Raw genomic sequence first — 16,223 nt, forward strand, 5'->3', positions numbered from 1 at the left:
GATGGCTATTAAAACAAATAATGTCGGCAGACCGAAGGGGTTAAATGCATATGGAGAGTCAACTAAACCAATGCGTATCCCTCTATCAAAAATACCTCAAGTTCTCGCACTAATTAAAAATAGCGCTGGTTATAAGCTTCCACTTTATTCAAGTAAAGTCAGCGCGGGTTTTCCCTCCCCTGCCGACGATTACATTGAAACGAAGTTAGATTTAAATGAGTTTCTCATACAACATCCTTCTTCTACTTTTATAGTAAAAGCCTCCGGCGATTCTATGATTGGAGCCTCCATACAATCAGGAGATCTGCTAATAGTAGATAAAAGCATCGAACCAACCCATGGGAAAATTGTTATTGCCTCCTTAAATGGTGAACTCACGGTTAAAAGATTGCAAAAACAAGGCGGCAAAACACAGTTAGTAGCTGAAAACACAAGTTACTCTCCTATTGATATAACGGAAAATATGGACATGGTTATTTGGGGTGTCGTCACACATATTATTCACGAGGCCAGATAATGTTCGCACTTATTGATTGCAATAACTTCTATGCTAACTGCGAACGTCTTTTTCGACCGGACTTGCGTGAGTCTCCTATTATTGTTTTATCCAATAATGACGGGTGCGTAGTTGCCCGCTCAAATGAAGCTAAAGCTTTAGGTATTAAAATGGGAGTCCCTTATTTTGAGGTAAAAGGGGTATGTAAAGAAAATAATGTGCATGTCTTTTCGTCTAATTACACACTATATGGAGATTTATCTGAACGAGTAATGTCTGTTATTCAAGATAATTGGAACGAAACAGAAATTTATTCTATCGACGAAGCTTTTTTAAATCTAAGTACCCTACCCTCTTTGGACCGTGAGTCCTTTTGTTGGGATCTTCAGAAAACGATTTTAAGATATACCGGAATTCCGACATCAATTGGGATTGGAAGCACAAAAACACTGGCAAAAGTCGCCAACCATCTGGCTAAGAAAAAATTTAAAATTCCTGTATTTCATTTACAAGAAAGCGTCCAATCAAAATGGTTATCACAGGTAAAAGTGGGTGACATTTGGGGCGTTGGTAGGAAATGGGAAAATAAACTTAATAATTTAGGTTTCTATACAGCCGAAGACTTACGAAACGCAAACCCTCATTTAATAAGAAAAATTTTTAATGTCCAGCTACTGCGAACCCTAATAGAATTAAAAGGTATCGTATGTTTTGAACGGGAGGAGCCTGATCCCAAAAAATCCATTATGTCATCTTGCTCCTTTGGTACTTTGCCCTCTGAATATAAAGAAATAAAAGAAGCAATTAGCCATCATTGCGCTACGGCTTGGAATAAAATGAGAAAGCAACACCTTGTTGCCCAACACTTATCAATTTTCATTCGCTCCAACCCTTTTCGTAAAGATTTAAGACAATATTCCAATGGAATAGGTTTTAGATTGGTGAATGCAACAGACGATATCAGAGCACTCACTAAAGCAGCTCTCTTTTGTTTAGATAAAATCTATAGAGCAGGTATTCGCTATTATAAGTCCGGCGTTCTTCTGTCTGATTTGATTGACAAACGCTTCGAGCAAAAAGATTTATTTCAGCAACCCTCAAATTCCCATTTACAACATGGTGATAAGCTTATGGCCTTGATAGATGGGATAAATAAAAAATATGGCCCACGTACTCTCCGCCTTGCTGCGGAAGGGCTTAATAAAGAATGGAGTATGAAGAGACAATTAAAGTCGCCTAATTACACTACCCAGTGGACTGAATTACCTATTGTCTATGCTCATTAATTTATGATCAAAACGTGGGGTTACCTGCTTTTTAAACTTTAACTTAGAATTCTAACTTCAGCAGATGGGCTACAACTCCGGCTTAACTCTTGGGAAGATTTTTGTCCCTTTGACATACCGAAGCCCCCATCTCACCATCTCCGTTAGTATCGATTCAAGAGACTTACCTTTTTCTGTTAGAAAATACTCAAATCGCACCGGGTTATTCTGATAAGGATTTTTTTTCAGCAAACCTAATTTTTCCATTCGTTTTAACCGTGCAGCAAGAATGTTTGTAGGTATTTTCTCCTCGGACTCTGCAAATTCAGCGAAACGTTTCTTACCAAGAAATAAGTCTCTAATAATTAGCAGCGTCCACTTGTCTCCAACGACATCCAAAAGGTTTGCTATAGGACAAACCGAGCGATTTTCTTTATCAGTGTTCATTTATACTCCAATTAACCTTGCATAACTCAAACCACTTTGATATAAGTTTAGTTACTTGCAAAATAAAAGTCACTTACATAAAGAGGTTTCCTATGAAGAAAAATGGCAATAATTTCTCATTTGTTGATTTTGGCCCGTTTGAACAGTTGGACCAATATTTCTTTAAACACCCGATGCTGACAGATAATGTAGCTGGAAAACAGTTCCTTAAAGAAGAACTCGGTTTAACTAGTATGGAAGTATCATTGAATAAGTTTCCCGCGGGAACTGCCATGCCATTTAGTCATAAACACCGCGAAAATGAGGAGCTTTATATTTTTCTGAAAGGGAAAGGTGAGTTCTGTGTCGATGGCGAGTGGTTTGAAGTTAAAGAAGGAACTACAATCAGGGTAGCCCCTAATGGAATACGTACTTGGCGCAGTTCTTCTTCTGAAGAGCTTTTATTTATTGTAATCCAAGCAAAAGCGGGAACTCTCGAGGGGTACTCTATTCAGGATGGAGTTCCAGTAAATACATAGTTGAAAAGAGAATATCCCTCCTCGATACCATGGAATTCCTGGAAAATACCGGCTATTATTAAATTAACTTCTTAATAAATAAGGAAATTGTCATGCCTAGAAAGAAAGTGGAAGCTTTACCTATTGTTAGTAGAAATTGGGCCTGGTTGCTTACTTTGGGAATTTTATTTGTCGTCCTGGGTGCTATTGGACTAGGCATGGTAATTGGTTTAACGTTGGCCAGCATGATGTTCTTAGGGGTTTTATTATTGATTGCCGGGATAATACAAATTGTAGACGTGTTTAAAAGTCGGGGTTGGGAAGGGGTATTATGGCATGCTTTTGTCGCCGTTCTTTATCTTATTGCCGGCGGCTTGGTAATTTATGAGCCCTTCCTTGCCTCCAGTATTATTACTGCCATGCTTGCGGGGGTCCTCATAATAATTGGTATTACTCGCTTTTTTATGGCCATTGCATTACGCCACACGCGAGGATGGGTTTGGCTATTACTTGCGGGTCTTATTGCCTTTATTTTAGGTATTTTAATTTTAAGTCAATGGCCTTGGAGCGGGTTATGGTTTATTGGATTATTTATAGCAATTGAATTAATGATGGCGGGGTGGACCTATATTTTCTTAGCCCTGTCGTTACGTTAATATTCTCCCCATTTAAACCAGTTTTCTTTATTGCGCGCGGAGATAACCTCCGCGCCTTATAGCTCCGCTAAAAATATAAGCATATTAGTCATTAATGCACAATCTGGTCTTTATACAAATTATCCCCCTTATCGTCTGGGAAAAATTTTGTCAAAATTTTGGCAATATCTTGTATAGTTTCAGTACAAGCTAAAGCCAGTTTTTTATTTTTTAGCTTGTCAGCTAAATCATTAACAATTTTATCCCATAAAGAGTCATTAATTTTTGCTTTAATAATGGGATTTGGAAATAGATGGATGTAATGCTCAGCTTGGGAAACAAATAATAACAGCACAGGTGTTTCAGGAGGTACTTGTTGCATAACAGACAATAGTTCCTCTGCTCCTAAATGGGCTGCCCGGTGAAATAATAATTTTTTTGGTAAAAAATAAACAAATAAACGAGTCACTCCTATATAGGGAAAAACCAGACAAAAGAATAACTGGATTAAAAATAATTGGGGGAAATAAACAATCCAGCTCAATTTCCAAAGGATAAAAGCAATAATACTTCCCATCAGAAAACCAAAAAACATCATCTCAGGAACATACCTATCACTAATGGGGAGTACAACAGTAACTAGCTCAGCGCAGGTCTCTTTTTCTGCGGAGATAACGGCTGATTCAATTTGTTTTGCCTCAAACTCTGTAAATACTTTTACCATGATCCTGATGAACCTCCTCCACCAAAGCTTCCACCACCGCCGCTAAACCCTCCTCGGCTAGAACCGCCGAATCGCTGCCCGGAACCTGAAAATATTAGAAATGCAAGCCCGGGATTACGTACAAATAACAGGATGATCACTAAAATAAACAACCACTCCAACCAATTAATCGATTTATTTTTTGATTTAAATGCCTGTGGATTTTTTATTTTTCCACCTAAAACATCGAGAATTGCCTTAGTACCTTCGACAATCCCTTTCTGATAATCACCTTTTTTAAAAGGTGGTATAATAACGTCTTGAATAATAGTGCTGGATAATGCATCCGTTAGAATAGGTTCTAAACCATACCCTACCTCAATACGAACTTTTTTCTCTTTTGGGGCCACAATAAGCAGCACCCCGTTATTTTTATCCTTTTGTCCGATTTGCCAATACCTACCTAGCTGATAGCCGTATTCTTCTATGGGATAACCATCGAGACCAGGCAGGGTTACCACAACGACTTGATTCGTAGTAGAGGCCTCATAGTCCTGTAATTCTTTTTCCAAATTTGCAATGGTTTGCGGCGTTAAAAGATGGGCATCATCAACCACTCGGCCGGTTAATAAGGGGAAAGAAGGGGCGGCTGCCATTAAATGGCAGCAAAATAATGATAGTAAGATCCCTAGAGTAAAACGAGTATAAAAACGCATTAATTAAAAACTCACCTGAGGTGCTTGTTGAGCAGCCTCAGGAGCTGTAAAGGAGGGTTTAATTTGAGCGCCATAAATTTTTGCCCATATAATTCCTGGGAAAGTTCGAATATTCGTATTGTACTCTTGAACAGTATCAATATAGTCTTTTCTAGCTATTGCAATGCGATTTTCTGTTCCCTCCAGCTGCGATTGTAACGCTAAAAAGTTTTGATTAGCTTTCAAATCGGGATACCTTTCTACGACTACCATCAGGCGAGCAAGGCTTGAAGAAAGTTCTGATTGTGCTTGTTCGTATTTTTGTAAGGCTGCAGGGTCACTAAGCATGTCTGGAGTTATATTCACCTGTGTTGCTTTTGCCCTTGCATTAATCACATCCGTTAAAGTCGATTTTTCAAAATTAGCATATCCTTTCACGGTATTTACTAAGTTTGGTACTAAATCCATCCGGCGCTGATATTGGTTTTGAACTTGCATCCAGGAAGCTTTTACTTTCTCATCCATGCGCGGGATTTTATTAATGCCGGTTATAGCGAAAGCTGCAATTAAAATAAGAATTACAATAATTATTAAGCCAAGACGTCTCATAAAAATCCATTTAAGAATGAAAGAAATTTTTATTGTAATAGAGGCAGATTTGCAATGCTAGTGGATTGAGGCCAACCAGGATATTGGTGAATGGTAGCCTTTACGCTTCGCTGCATAAAAGGCTACAAATTACTATAGTTCCATCGCCCGAATCAATTACGCACTTTGATACCGTTCGACGCTGCTAAGGATTTCTTGCTGTGCAGCTTCTGGCCCTTCCCAGCCATCTACTTTTACCCATTTACCTTCTTCAAGATCTTTGTAATGTCTGAAAAAGTGTTCAATAGATAATAACAACGGTTGAGGGAGGTCCTTATAGGTTTCTATGGAGGCATACATCTTGCTTGTTTTATTAATAGGAACCGCTAATAGTTTTGCGTCTATACCCGATTCGTCTGTCATTTTTAAAAGTCCAACAACACGACAACGAATTACTGCGCCACTAATTAATGGCATAGGGGTAACTACCAGAACATCCACCGGGTCGCCATCTTCCGATAAGGTGTGAGGAATGTATCCATAGTTGGTGGGATAATACATCGCTGTGGTCATAAAGCGATCAACAAACAATGCTCCGGTCTCCTTATCAACCTCATACTTTACTGGCTCACCATGCATTGGGATTTCAATAATGACGTTAATTTCATTAGGCACATCGCGCCCACTGTTTATTTCCATTAGACCCATATGAATTACCTGCTACTAATTTATAAGACCGCGTATTATCCTCAATTTAAAGTTAAAACGCAAAGTGAGTAAGTAGAACAGTAATGAATACATGCTATACTTCTTTCCTGGAATATTTTAGGAAAAATAGTATGGATTGCTTATTTTGCAAAATTGGTAATGGGGGTATCCCAGCCACTATTGTGTTTGAAGATTCAGAAATTGTGGCTTTTAGGGATATAAAACCCCAAGCACCTAAGCATATTCTTGTGGTTCCTAAAAAACATATTACAACAATAAATGAGACGGACACTACAGATGAATTGCTACTGGGAAGAATGATCTTAGTAGCAAAGAAGATAGCTTTACAAGAAGGCTTAGAAAAAGGTTATCGTTTAGTATTTAATGTTGAATCGCAGGGGGGGCAAGAAGTCCCTCATATTCATCTCCATATTCTCGGTGGACGCCAAATGACCTGGCCCCCCGGTTAAGGGAAAAAAATGCAACAGCTATATAGAGAACTACTTATACAATTAGGTGAAGATATTAATAGGGAAGGCCTTAAAGGTACTCCCGAGAGAGCAGCGACCGCCATGCAGTATTTAACTAAGGGGTATAATGAAAACATAGAAGATATTATTAACAATGCCCTCTTTGAATCTGACATGAGTGAAATGGTTATCGTTAAAGATATTGAAATGTACTCTTTATGCGAGCACCATCTTCTCCCTTTCTTAGGTAAGTGCCATGTGGGCTATTTGCCTAATGGTAAAGTTTTAGGTTTGTCTAAAATTGCACGAATTGTCGATTTTTATGCAAGGCGTCTACAAATTCAAGAACGCTTAACCACCGAAATCGCTAACTGCATTGCAGAAATTACAAACGCTCGCGGAGTTGGGGTTATTATAGAAGCGCAACATTTATGTATGATGATGCGAGGCGTAGAAAAACAGAACTCTGTTTTAACTACCTCAGTAATGCTTGGGGACATGCGTACCAACCCAAGTAGCCGCTCTGAGCTTTTGAATTTGGTTAAAAAATAGAGAAAATAAAAAATACTTTTATTAGAGGCCTTTAATCTCCCCTTTTGTCATTCCCGCGCCTTCGCGGGGGATGACAGTTTTGCATATTTTTAAAAATTGTCTTGTTTTTATAATTTTTAAAGCATTTTGTAGAAGTTTTTCTAGTACATTGACATAAATTGGGGTGTCATTCCCGCGAAAGTGTTTAGACCGAGGACATAGGTAACACCTGTCCGAGAACATAGGTAACACTTATTATCTTTAAATATTTTAAGGTAATAAGGTTAATTTTATGTCTTGGCAGGAGAAAAATACGTTGGATTTAAGAAAAGAGTTTGTGCTTCTTGCCTCTCAAGAAGGAGCTAATATTGCTGAGTTATGTCGTCGTTACGAAGTAAGCCGTAAAACTGGTTATAAGTGGCTTAAACGCTACAATGAGCAAGGATTTTCGGCATTAAACGACCATTCTAAAAGGCCAAAGAGAAGTCCTTTACGTACTGGTAACCAATTTGTAAACGAGATAATAAAAGTCCGAAATGAACACCCATATTGGGGGGCTAGAAAGATAAAAGTAATATTAGAACGAGAAAAAAATATATCGATAGCATCTAGCACAATTCATAGTGTGCTTGAGAAATATGGTTTTATCCATAAAGAGAAATCTGCTAATAACCATTTTCATCGTTTTGAACATGAAGCACCTAATCATTTATGGCAAATGGATTTTAAAGGCCATTTCGCCTACGAACGAGGACGTTGTTTTCCGTTAACTGTTTTAGATGACCATTCTCGTTATTCTATTGTATTAGAAGCGTGTACGAATGAACGCGGAGAAACGGTCAAGCCTATATTAATTGAAGCCTTTAGACGATATGGCTTACCGGAACGCATTAATGTTGATAATGGTAATCCTTGGGGCTCATTATATGATTCCGCACGTTATACTACATTTAGCTTATGGTTAATTCGTATTGGCGTTAAGGTAAGTTATTCTCGTCCAGCTCATCCACAAACCAACGGAAAAGATGAACGTTTTCATAGAACATTAAAAGTAGAATTACTTAATTCGAAATATTTTAAAAATTTAACGCATATTCAAGACGAGTTTAGACAATGGCGAGAAGTATATAATTTAAAGCGACCCCATGAAGGGATTGGGATGAAAGTACCTGCTCAACGTTATCATCCAAGCTATAGGAAATATCCGGAAATACTTCCTCAAATTGAATACTCCCCAGATTACGATATTAAAAAAACTGATTGCAGAGGACGATTACATTTTCAAGGAAGACAAGTTTTTATTGGCATGCCCTTCAGTAACCAGCCTATAGGAATTAGACAAAACGCACACTCAGACATTTTAGAGGTTTATTTCTCCCATCAAAAGCTTGGAGAGGTAAATTTAAATCAATTAAGAAAAAACTCAATTGTTAATTTATATAGTGGACGGGTAACATATTTTAGTTAAAATGTGTTACCCATGTGTTCGGACATGTGTAACCTATCTGTCCGGGCTAAACACGAAAGCGGGAATGACAGAGCTTATTCTTCTTCTGCAGAAGTATCTCGATCTTCCGATATTTCTAATGCTTCTTCACTTTCTTGTGCTTGCTCATTCTTTTCAGGCACAGGCTTATCTTTCCACTCCAGCTTTACTCTTCCTTGTTTATCCACACCGGCAACAAATACCTCAATTTCTTGTCCTTCCTGCAAAACATCCTCTACTTTTTGCGAGCGATCGGCGGTGATTTGAGAAATATGTAGTAAACCATCTTTTCCGGGTAATAAATTAATAAAGGCACCAAAGTCAACGATCTTACTTACTTTTCCACGGTAAGTCTGTCCCACTTCAACTTCCGCAACGAGCGCTTTAATTTGTTTTTGTGCTTCTTCCAGGGCATCAGAATTGGGTGAAAAGAGTTGCACAACACCCGTGTCGTCAATGTCAATTGACACACCTGTACTTTCAATAAGACCTTTGATAGTAGCTCCACCCTTACCAATAACCGTGCGAATTTTATCTTCGGCCACTTTCATAGTAACAATACGTGGTGCATGTTTAGATAACTCATCTCTATGTTCAGAAAGCGCATTATTCATAACACCCAGGATATGACGCCGACCCTCTAAAGCTTGCTCTAAAGCCTGCTCCATAATTTCTTTAGTGATACCGGTAATTTTGATATCCATTTGTAATGCAGTTACTCCTTTTTCAGTTCCTGCCACTTTAAAATCCATATCACCGAGATGATCTTCATCGCCTAAAATATCAGTTAAAACCGCAAAACGATCGCCTTCTTTAATGAGTCCCATAGCAACCCCGGCAACTGGAGCTTTTAAGGGCACGCCTGCATCCATTAATGCCAAGCTTGTGCCACACACAGTAGCCATGGAGCTTGAACCATTGGATTCGGTAATTTCGGATACAACGCGTAAAACATAAGGAAATTCATTTGATTTCGGTAACACAGCCATTAAACTGCGTCTTGCCAAACGGCCATGCCCAATTTCGCGTCTTTTAGGACTACCTACCATTCCAGTCTCCCCAACAGAATAAGGAGGGAAATTGTAATGCAGCATGAAGCGATCTCTCACTTCACCTTCTAATTTATCAAGAATTTGAGCATCTCTATCATTACCCAATGTAGCAGCAACAATCGCTTGAGTTTCCCCTCGAGTAAAGAGGGCAGAACCATGCGCTCTATCTAAAAGACCAGTACGAATAACAATTGGACGTACAGTTCTTAAATCACGTCCATCAATTCGAGGTTCACCATCTAAGATTTTGTTTCTTACAATATCCTTTTCTAATGAGCCTAACATCGCAGTTATCAGCTCTGGCTTGATAGTGTCGTCTTCCATCACTAAAGCGTCAGTTATTTTTTGTCTAATTTCCGCCAACAAGGCTCTTCTTTGTTGCTTATCTTTCAGTAAATAAGCCTGGGTAATTTCTTGTCTTCCCAATGAATCAATTTTCGCTTCCAATTCAGCGTCAACTTCTGCTCGCTTCCATTCAAACTTGGATTTACCTGCTTCCTGAGCTAATTCATTTATACCCTTAATAACTCCTTTCATCATTTCATGACCGTAGAGTACAGCACCCAACATAATTTCTTCGTTGAGCTCATTTGCTTCTGACTCTACCATTAAGATGGCGTCTTGTGTTCCAGCAACAATTAAATCCAAGTCCGATTCACCCAAGGCTTTATACCCAGGATTGAGTAAATAAACTCCGTCTTTATATCCAACACGTGCAGCACCTATTGGTCCATTAAATGGCAGCCCGGAAATCGCCAATGCAGCAGAAGCTCCTATCATGGAAATGATATCGGCAGATACTTCTGGGTTTAATGACATTACTGTGGCAATAATTTGCACTTCATAGGTAAATTCATCAGGGAATAAAGGTCGTAGAGGCCGATCAATTAATCGTGAGGTAAGTGTCTCATGTTCGCTAGGACGGCCTTCACGTTTATTAAATCCGCCTGGAATTTTCCCAGCAGCATAGCTTTTTTCTTGATAGTTCACGGTTAAGGGAAAGAAATTATTTTTTTCAGCACCTTCCCGGTTAAAAACGACAGTTACCAACACTTGCGTACCGTTCATGCTTGCAAATACCGCACCATCTGCTTGCCTTGCTATCTCCCCTGTTTCTAATACCAGAGTATGTTCACCGAATTGTATTTCTTTAGTTATTTTAGCCACGTGAGCCACCTCATTATAAATGTAATTTTTGCGGTTTTTATTAACCGCTTAATATATGCTTTAATTTCAATGCATAAGAATAAACTATCTTTCACTTGAATAAAAATGCTGATTAAATTTTTGTAAAACAAAAATATGAAAAAAAAGCGCATGATAGCGCTTTTTTCATTATATTTCTTTTTTCTGAGACACTTAGTAAGAATCTCTTAACCCAAGACTTTTAATTAAAGAAGAATAACGCTCTGCATTCGTTTTCTTTAAATATCTTAAGAGTTTACGACGCTTGTTAACTAATTCTTGTAGACCACGACGAGAATGGAAATCTTTATTGTGTTTTTTAAAGTGATCTGTAAGATAATTAATACGGCTGGTCATTAAAGAAACTTGTACTTCTGGGGAACCAGTATCTTTGTCAGCACGTCTAAATTCACTAATAATTTCTGTTTTTTGTGCGCTAGTAAGCGACATTCTAAACTCCCAAATAACTGAGTAAACTTTTTTAAAGGGGTGAATTCTAACAAGAGTACGCTTTTGACACAAGGGATATTTCAATTTTTTATTAATGTTCTCTTAAGAATCAATTTATATACTTTGGCTTCATCTTGATTTTTGAGGTTCACTCATGACTCTTAGGATAATTTCAGGTAATTATATTCAAGTAGCAGATGCAATCGGTTTGCATCGAAATAATTATAAGGCGCAAACGAAACAAGAATATTTAGGTAGTATTATTGAATTACAAAACCTGCATTATTTTTCCGAACACACCACAGTTCCTACCATTCAATACCGCCTTACTGAGTTGTCTTCCTATCGAGATGATTATTATTTTTCTCATTCCGAGGGAGATTTTGATGGTTCTATTTTCCCTGCAGCATTTTTAGCTGCAATAAAAGATAAAGCCACTTTTAATAGTATCCAACTAACCTACGTTAACGATCAAGGTGAGTTATGCGGCTTTACCCTTATTTGTTCCGAGGGTAAATCGGGTTTACAAGTAGAAGCGGCGGCTTTAATAAGAAATATTGATAAATCTCCTGAAGAAAGAAAAGTAACCTTCATTGCCAATAATGCGCATTTTGATAAAACGTTTACAAAAGGGCGATTAAGCAGCAATAGATACTTACTTGATGAGTTAAGTATCGTTTTAAATTCAAAAACTTTAGAAGAGCAATTGGTAAAATTTATACAGCCAGAAGGAATTAACAAAGAAGCATTTACTGCCTTCCAAAAACGATTACAACCCAATCAAAATATTGATGATCGCGATGTAAAAATTGATCTCTTATTAAGAATTCAACTAACTACAGGCTTTATTCAATCCCGTAATAAAGACACGTTAGAAAAAATATGCTTATTTAAAGAATTCTTTCAGAGTGCAGCCACCGATTTCAATTTGTTGCAAGAGATATCGGTCTCTCAGTTAGCATCCCTACTTGATGAATTTAAGCAATTAGCTGGAAATGACCACGAAGCGCATTCTTATTTTAATACTCTGTTTTCTCAATTAAGAAATGCTTTCTTTACTAAACAAATAAAGCTAACTGAGGCGCAGCGCGAATTAACCGAAGAAAAAAGTAAGTTTCGTAATACTGAGCAGGAAGTGAGTTTAACACTTCTAAACCAAACCTTAAGAGGCTTTTTCTCCTGGGGTGGGGTTGCTGTAGGTGTTTTATTAGTTGGAGCCAGCATTACTAGCCCATTTTTAATTCCTGCGTTAGCCTATGTGGCGGCTATTACAGTGGGATCTTTTATATTAGGCTCCACACTGTTATTTGCCTCCTCCAAAGCAGTTAATAAACATTTTGAGCTAAGAGCTTATGTTGACAGGGTAGCCGCACTAGATGAAGGACAAGAAAGTGTTTTTGCTGAAAAAGTAAACGCAATAAATACACAATATGATAGCGTACTTAACGAAGTAATAAGAACGCTGACACCAATTTCATCTCCCTCTTATACTGTTACGCCTGAACAGAGTTTATCTGCTTATTATTCATTTCTAGCTGCTCCCCGAAGAGTTCAGCCATCAGCACCTCCCTATAATCCAGAGGCCATAAAACTGGGAGAAAATCGTAATACAATATTTGGGGCGGGCGATAAATATGAATTTGAGGTTGAACCAGCGAATAGATTGGGTTATCGCTAGGAGAGTTCTGGCGAGGTAGACAAGAGTCTTTTGGATACTAATTTACCAGTATCGCCTACTTCGCCAATACCAATAAACTCAAGGGAAGTAGCATTATACAACCTTACCAAGCCTTTCAATTGCACCTCTTTGAGTTGAACGGGGACTCCTTTTTGCAAGGTAATGACTTGCTCAGGAGATATCTTGATTTCAGGCAAATGGCGCACAGCTCTATCAATAGGTAATAGATAGGTGTTTAACTTTTCAAAAGCTTGGGTGGAGAGCTCTTCCACAGTATACATTTTTTCATCTTCGAACCCTGCCGTATACACCCGATGTAATTGCGAAACATGCGCACCGACCCCGAGATTATTTCCTATGTCTTCTATTAGGTTACGTACATATGTGCCTTTGCTGCAACGGATTAACACCCGAAATTCTTTTCCATGAAACTCTATTAATTCCAGCTTGTGGATAATAATTTTACGTGCTTCTCGCTCTATCTCTATTCCTTGTCGAGCATAGGTATACAAAGGTTTTCCTTTGTGTTTTAAGGCAGAAAACATCGAAGGAGTTTGCCTGGTTTCTCCTTTAAACTGATTAAGGGCGTTTAATAAATCTTCTTTAGTCACTTGAAAGTCCGTGACTTCGTTTACTAACTCACCCATCGCATCGCCAGTATTGGTTGTTTTACCTAGTACGCCTGTGGCTTCATAGCATTTATCAGCGTCTAACAAAAATTGGGAAAACTTAGTAGCTTCACCGAAGCAGATAGGCAACATTCCTGTAGCCATAGGGTCCAAGCTACCAGTATGGCCTGCTTTTTTAGCGTGGTAGAGCCACTTAACTTGTTGAAGAATTGCGTTGGAAGATTTTCCATAAGACTTATTAACAAGCAGGATGCCATTTATTGCTAACTTCTCATTCTTGCTCATCGTCTTTTTTTTCTGGATTGGCTTCTTCAATTAATTTACTTAATCGTTTTCCATATTCGATGGATTCATCGTAAATGAAGTGCAATTGGGGTACCGTGCGCAAAGTAATACTTTTTGCCAATTGCGAGCGTAGATAACTTGCCGCGGTATTTAAAATAGTAGCCGTTTGCTCAGGATCATCATTTAAAACCGTAAAATAAACTTTGGCATGGCTTAAGTCTTTAGCCACATTTACCGCCGAGAGTGTGACGAATTTGGATAATCGGGGGTCAGTTATTTCTTGCTGAATTAATAGTGCTAGTTTACGCAATATCGTTTCTGCAATTCTATCCGTGCGTTTGAAATTATTGCTCATGGTATTCTCAGAGTGAAATTTGTTGGGCCTTTCGGCCCAAATTACATGGCTTCCCGTTTTATTTCTACGGTTTCATAGACTTCGATTAAGTCGCCTGCTTTTACATCATTGTAGTTTTTAACGCCAATACCACACTCAAATCCTTGTCGAACCTCTACCACATCGTCTTTAAATCGACGCAATGACTCCAAAGTTCCTTCATAAATAACCACATTGTCGCGTAAAACACGAATGGGGTTATTACGCTTGATGGTTCCTTCCACCACCATACATCCTGCAATTGAGCCCAATTTGGGTGAGCGGAATACATCTCGTACTTCTGCAACTCCGACGATTTCTTCTTTAAATTTAGGCTCAAGCATACCCGTAAGAGCACCTTTTACTTGATCGACTATATCGTAAATAACGCTATAGTAATGAATAGGGATGTTTTCTACTTCTGCAAGACGCTTAGCACCGCCATCCGCACGCACGTTAAATCCAATTATCAGCGCATTTGAAGCAATACCTAAGTGAACATCTGACTCAGTTATACCTCCCACTCCACTAGCAATAACTTTTACAGCTACTTCTTCAGTAGATAACTTCTCTAAAGCATCGGCAATGGCTTCTACCGAACCTTGTACGTCCGCTTTGAGTACAATGTTTAATACTTTCACTTCCGCTGCGGTCATATTATCAAGAATACCTTCCAGCGAAGTTTTCTGCCGTCTTGCTAATTTAACATCGCGATACTTTCCTTGACGGAAAAGAGCAACTTCTCTTGCCCTTTTTTCGTCAGGTACAACGATAGCTTCGTCACCTGCGTGAGGAATGGCAGATAAGCCCAATATCTCCACGGGAATGGAAGGACCTGCGTGGTCTACTAAAGAACCATTATCACTTACAAGGGCACGGACCTTACCATATTGTAACCCGGCTAGTAGTACGTCTCCTTTGTGTAAGGTGCCGTTTTGGACGAGCACAGTAGCCACCGGGCCTCTGCCTTTATCAAGACGTGACTCAATAACGACCCCTTTTGCTGCACCATCAGTATGTGCTGTTAGCTCCAACACCTCAGACTGCAATAAAATAGCATCCAGTAATTCGTCTATACCCAATCCAGTTTTAGCGGAGATATTAACAAACATGGTATCCCCACCCCAAGGTTCAGGAATAACTTCATAGTTAGATAATTCATTCATAACTCTTTCAGGATCAACACCCGGTTTATCCATCTTATTAACCGCCACAATAATAGGCACTTTAGCGGCTTTCGCATGTTGTACGGCTTCTATTGTTTGCGGCTTTACACCATCATCCGCTGCCACTATCAATACCACAATATCGGTTACTTGAGCGCCGCGAGCACGCATTGCAGTAAATGCAGCGTGACCGGGAGTGTCTAAAAAGGTAATGCTCCCTTTCGGAGTATGTACGTGATACGCACCAATATGCTGCGTAATACCGCCTGCTTCACCTGCTGCTACCTTAGCTCGGCGTATATAATCAAGCAACGATGTTTTACCATGATCAACGTGGCCCATTATGGTAACCACCGGAGCGCGAGATTCCGTAAGGCTTCCTTTTGATACGACATTCTCTAAGATATCTTCAATAGCATCTTCACTAATGGGCTTGGGGGTATGTCCCATTTCTTCCACAACAATTATCGCGGTTTCTTGGTCAATTACCTGGTTAATAGTAGCCATAGCACCGAGACTAATCATAGTCTTAATTACTTCTGCAGCTTTCACCGACATTCTTTTGGCGAGATCCGCTACGGTAATAGTTTCCGGAATAGCAACTTCGTGCTTTACAGGAGCTGTAGGCATAGCAAAACCATGTGTTAACGCTTCCTCAGCTTCTTTATATTTTTCTGACTTTTCATTTTTACGCTTTTTCCCTTTCACGCGACGATGCATTGCCCCTTCATTTTCATCATTAATGCTGGGTTGATATTTCGTGCGTTGTGCCTTTTTACCACGTCTGAAATCTTCATCTGACTCGGAGCGGGTAGCGGGTTTTTTCTTGCTTTTTTCATGCTTGTGCTTATCAGCAGGCGTTTGTTCTGACACGGCTTTCTTAG

The 16,223-nt window shown here is 39.0% G+C and carries 17 protein-coding genes and 1 pseudogene; 8 read left to right on the forward strand and 10 right to left on the reverse strand.

The features are described from left to right. Position 1 precedes the first annotated feature (1 nt). Together EL206_RS07755 and EL206_RS07760 are read left to right on the forward strand one after the other, a co-directional pair. Positions 2 to 517, forward strand: coding sequence for a LexA family protein (locus EL206_RS07755; protein WP_058462900.1), 516 nt, complete (start codon positions 2 to 4; stop codon positions 515 to 517). Then, entirely contained in the window at positions 517 to 1,782 is a 1,266-nt protein-coding gene (locus tag EL206_RS07760) for a Y-family DNA polymerase (RefSeq protein ID WP_058462901.1), read from the forward strand. The genes EL206_RS07755 and EL206_RS07760 overlap by 1 nt, the downstream gene beginning before the upstream one ends. 69 nt (positions 1,783 to 1,851) lie before the next feature. Here the strand turns inward: EL206_RS07760 and EL206_RS07765 are convergent, their stop codons facing one another. Further along, positions 1,852 to 2,208: a winged helix-turn-helix transcriptional regulator gene (locus tag EL206_RS07765; RefSeq protein WP_058462902.1), complete on the reverse strand. Its 357-nt coding sequence runs from the start codon at positions 2,206 to 2,208 to the stop codon at positions 1,852 to 1,854. A 92-nt stretch (positions 2,209 to 2,300) separates the two neighbouring features. Between EL206_RS07765 and EL206_RS07770 the strand changes: the two genes are divergently transcribed. Together EL206_RS07770 and EL206_RS07775 are read left to right on the forward strand one after the other, a co-directional pair. Next, positions 2,301 to 2,726 carry a cupin domain-containing protein gene (locus tag EL206_RS07770; protein WP_058462903.1) on the forward strand — a complete coding sequence of 142 codons (426 nt, stop codon included), beginning with the start codon at positions 2,301 to 2,303 and terminating at the stop codon, positions 2,724 to 2,726. A 92-nt stretch (positions 2,727 to 2,818) separates the two neighbouring features. Then, positions 2,819 to 3,361: an HdeD family acid-resistance protein gene (locus EL206_RS07775; protein WP_058462904.1), complete on the forward strand. Its 543-nt coding sequence runs from the start codon at positions 2,819 to 2,821 to the stop codon at positions 3,359 to 3,361. A 91-nt stretch (positions 3,362 to 3,452) separates the two neighbouring features. Here the strand turns inward: EL206_RS07775 and EL206_RS07780 are convergent, their stop codons facing one another. The 4 genes from EL206_RS07780 to ppa form a co-directional block, all read right to left on the reverse strand. After that, complete coding sequence (locus EL206_RS07780) at positions 3,453 to 4,064, reverse strand: hypothetical protein (RefSeq protein WP_058462905.1); 612 nt, start codon at positions 4,062 to 4,064, stop codon at positions 3,453 to 3,455. Beyond that, positions 4,058 to 4,759, reverse strand: coding sequence for a TPM domain-containing protein (locus EL206_RS07785; RefSeq protein WP_058462906.1), 702 nt, complete (start codon positions 4,757 to 4,759; stop codon positions 4,058 to 4,060). The genes EL206_RS07780 and EL206_RS07785 overlap by 7 nt, the downstream gene beginning before the upstream one ends. A 3-nt stretch (positions 4,760 to 4,762) precedes the next feature. Further along, positions 4,763 to 5,347, reverse strand: coding sequence for a LemA family protein (locus EL206_RS07790; RefSeq protein ID WP_058462907.1), 585 nt, complete (start codon positions 5,345 to 5,347; stop codon positions 4,763 to 4,765). A 156-nt stretch (positions 5,348 to 5,503) separates the two neighbouring features. Beyond that, positions 5,504 to 6,034: an inorganic diphosphatase gene (gene ppa, locus EL206_RS07795; protein WP_058462908.1), complete on the reverse strand. Its 531-nt coding sequence runs from the start codon at positions 6,032 to 6,034 to the stop codon at positions 5,504 to 5,506. Positions 6,035 to 6,165: 131 nt separating this feature from the next. Between ppa and EL206_RS07800 the strand changes: the two genes are divergently transcribed. From EL206_RS07800 to EL206_RS07810, 3 genes are all read left to right on the forward strand, one after another. Next, positions 6,166 to 6,504, forward strand: coding sequence for a histidine triad nucleotide-binding protein (locus tag EL206_RS07800; RefSeq protein WP_058462909.1), 339 nt, complete (start codon positions 6,166 to 6,168; stop codon positions 6,502 to 6,504). Positions 6,505 to 6,513: 9 nt separating this feature from the next. Next, positions 6,514 to 7,056, forward strand: coding sequence for a GTP cyclohydrolase I FolE (folE, locus tag EL206_RS07805; protein ID WP_058462910.1), 543 nt, complete (start codon positions 6,514 to 6,516; stop codon positions 7,054 to 7,056). Positions 7,057 to 7,327: 271 nt separating this feature from the next. After that, positions 7,328 to 8,503: an IS481 family transposase gene (locus tag EL206_RS07810; protein ID WP_131739731.1), complete on the forward strand. Its 1,176-nt coding sequence runs from the start codon at positions 7,328 to 7,330 to the stop codon at positions 8,501 to 8,503. Between the two features lie 74 nt (positions 8,504 to 8,577). Here the strand turns inward: EL206_RS07810 and pnp are convergent, their stop codons facing one another. Then, a complete protein-coding gene (gene pnp, locus EL206_RS07815) occupies positions 8,578 to 10,740 on the reverse strand; it encodes a polyribonucleotide nucleotidyltransferase (RefSeq protein ID WP_058462912.1) in 2,163 nt (720 codons plus the stop codon). Between the two features lie 192 nt (positions 10,741 to 10,932). Then, positions 10,933 to 11,208 (reverse strand): 30S ribosomal protein S15, encoded by a 276-nt coding sequence (gene rpsO, locus EL206_RS07820; protein WP_058462913.1) that lies wholly within the window; start codon positions 11,206 to 11,208, stop codon positions 10,933 to 10,935. Positions 11,209 to 11,362: 154 nt separating this feature from the next. Between rpsO and EL206_RS07825 the strand changes: the two genes are divergently transcribed. Further along, positions 11,363 to 12,886 carry a hypothetical protein gene (locus EL206_RS07825; RefSeq protein WP_058462914.1) on the forward strand — a complete coding sequence of 508 codons (1,524 nt, stop codon included), beginning with the start codon at positions 11,363 to 11,365 and terminating at the stop codon, positions 12,884 to 12,886. Here EL206_RS07825 and truB read toward each other — a convergent pair. The 3 genes and pseudogenes from truB to infB all read right to left on the reverse strand — a co-directional run. Beyond that, on the reverse strand, positions 12,883 to 13,800 hold the full coding sequence (gene truB, locus EL206_RS07830) for a tRNA pseudouridine(55) synthase TruB (protein ID WP_058462915.1): 918 nt from the start codon (positions 13,798 to 13,800) through the stop codon (positions 12,883 to 12,885). The genes EL206_RS07825 and truB overlap by 4 nt on opposite strands. Next, positions 13,787 to 14,155: a 30S ribosome-binding factor RbfA gene (gene rbfA / locus EL206_RS07835; RefSeq protein WP_058462916.1), complete on the reverse strand. Its 369-nt coding sequence runs from the start codon at positions 14,153 to 14,155 to the stop codon at positions 13,787 to 13,789. The genes truB and rbfA overlap by 14 nt, the downstream gene beginning before the upstream one ends. A 41-nt stretch (positions 14,156 to 14,196) precedes the next feature. Next, positions 14,197 to 16,182, reverse strand: a pseudogene (infB, locus tag EL206_RS07840) (translation initiation factor IF-2); the annotation flags it as partial. Between the last annotated feature and the right edge of the window lie 41 nt (positions 16,183 to 16,223).

Source organism: Legionella adelaidensis (assembly GCF_900637865.1).
GTDB classification, from domain to species: Bacteria; Pseudomonadota; Gammaproteobacteria; order Legionellales; family Legionellaceae; genus Legionella_A; species Legionella_A adelaidensis.